This window comes from Colwellia sp. MB02u-14 (assembly GCF_014076915.1).
GTDB lineage: Bacteria > Pseudomonadota > Gammaproteobacteria > Enterobacterales > Alteromonadaceae > Colwellia_A.
In genome coordinates this window covers 1-2,044 of the sequence record NZ_JACGUX010000052.1, presented here as the reverse complement: position 1 = coordinate 2,044, position 2,044 = coordinate 1, and the positions used below count along the sequence as shown (strand labels likewise).

Annotated in this window: 1 protein-coding gene; it reads left to right on the top strand. The window is 33.8% G+C overall.

Annotation, left to right across the window (positions count from 1 at the left end):
• The first annotated feature begins 1,607 nt into the window (after nucleotides 1-1,607).
• Complete coding sequence (locus H4J52_RS04630; RefSeq protein ID WP_182224283.1) at nucleotides 1,608-1,925, top strand: hypothetical protein; 318 nt, start codon at nucleotides 1,608-1,610, stop codon at nucleotides 1,923-1,925.
• Nucleotides 1,926-2,044 lie beyond the last annotated feature (119 nt).

Below are 2,044 nucleotides of genomic sequence, written 5' to 3'. Positions count from 1 at the left end.
AGACATATGGACTCTCCTTTGATTGAATGCTTACACTTTCAATATGGCACATAGATGCCGTTAGTAGGGGAGTCCATATCATTCGTTATGCGGCATTGCGAATTCGATTAAATGTAATTGTGGTATTTGTCTTTTCTTTATCTTGGTTATTTACGCGTAATTAAATCTATTTCAGTTTTTGGTTAAATAGTTTTTCGCCAAAGTAGGTAAGTGGTAAATTCACTTTTTATTAGTGGCTCAAAATTCACGGTTTAGTGTGTCGCAATGCTGTGGTTTTTAATTGTGGATTTTATGTCGCTAATATTTATATAAATTGTGCTGTTTGTGGTAATGTAAAAATCGCATAACAAGGCATTCAAACGGACAAAAAACAGTTGGCTGTTTTCACTTCGTTCAACATTTTAGCCAACAATTTTTTGCCGCTTAATGTGGCGTTAGGTGGCACCACTTTTCTGTTTTGATGGTTAACCAACTTTTGTATTTCTATTTTTTGTTTGGTGGTTATTCCGTTTCGTGGATTTTCGCAAAAACGTTTTGTAAAGGTCGCGAATCGTTGTCGAGAGTCCAGCAATAACATTTGTGTTGTGCGCTAAAAATACTTTTATGTAATGGCTCAAAATAATGGTTTGGCATTTAGCCGTGGTGCGGTTATATTAACTTTCTAAGTTTGGTTTAAGCATTTGGTTTCAAATTACATTTAACCTAACAAGCAATTCAAACGGACAAAAAACAGTTGGCTGTCGTTCGTTCCTCACTATTTTAGCCAACTATTATTCGCCGCTTAATTGGGCGTTATACGTATAGGGAAGTTTGGTGGGTTATCTAGTTTTAGGTGTTTTTCTTTTTGTTCATTTCTATATTTCTTTTTTAGTATGTAGATATTATGCAAAGTCATATGAGCAACAACTTAATACAGTATCTAAATTAGTAATTACCTTATTTACAGGGCCACTTACTTTTGCTCTTATGTTGATAGTTATTTATATAACTCCATTAAGGAATACTGAAGCAGGTCTAATGGATGGTGGACTCTTCTTAATATTTATATTATTTACACCGCTGTTTCCTATTGTCAGTTACATGCTTGTAAAATTAGCTCATAAATTTACGGTTTGTGTAAAATACGTATAACAAGCCATTCAAGCAGGACAAATAACAGCTGGCTATTTGCTCCTTCGTCGCTTATTTTAGCCAACTATCATTTGCCTCTTAATGGGGCGTTATGCGGCATTGCGAATTCGATTAAATGTAATTGTGGTAGTTGCCTTTTCTTTATCCTGGTTATTTACGCGTAATTAAATCTATTTCAGTTTTTGGTTAAATAGTTTTTCGCCAAAGTAGGTAAGTGGTAAATTCACTTTTCATTAGTGGCTCAAAATTCACGGTTTAGTGTGTCGCAATGCTGTGATTTTTTTAAATGTGCATTTTATGTCGCTAATATTTATATAAATTGTGCGGTTTGTGGTAATATAAAAATCGCATAACAAGGCATTCAAACGGACAAAAAACAGTTGGCTGTTTTCACTTCGTTCAACATTTTAGCCAACCATTTTTTGCCGCTTAATGTGGCGTTATGTGTTTCTTAATCATGGAGAATTATAAGTATTATGGATAATCAATTTAAAATATCGGGCTGGGCGTTTACTATTTACGGAGCAGTTGCTACATGTGCATTTCTATTTGTATACATATTAGGTATATCGCAACTTTCAAACCTTGATTCATTACCAACGTTTTTAATTCTACTTATAAATATATTATTGGTAGTAAACTTTTTAGCTTGGCTTTGTGGTATTTATCTACTTAAGCAAAGTAAAACTGTTCATAAAATTGCTTTACCTCTTTCTATAATTATTTTGCTAAGCTTTCCTTTTGGAACCATAGTTGGCGGTATATATTTGATGCAACGGTTCAAAAACACATAACAACACGCCCTGAGGTGGACAACTAGTAAAATTTAGCTATTTATTGCAAATTTTAACAGTGGCGATCCTCTTCGTTTTAATGCTTCTAAATATTTTGATTCGTTGTAGGGCGTCTTCGT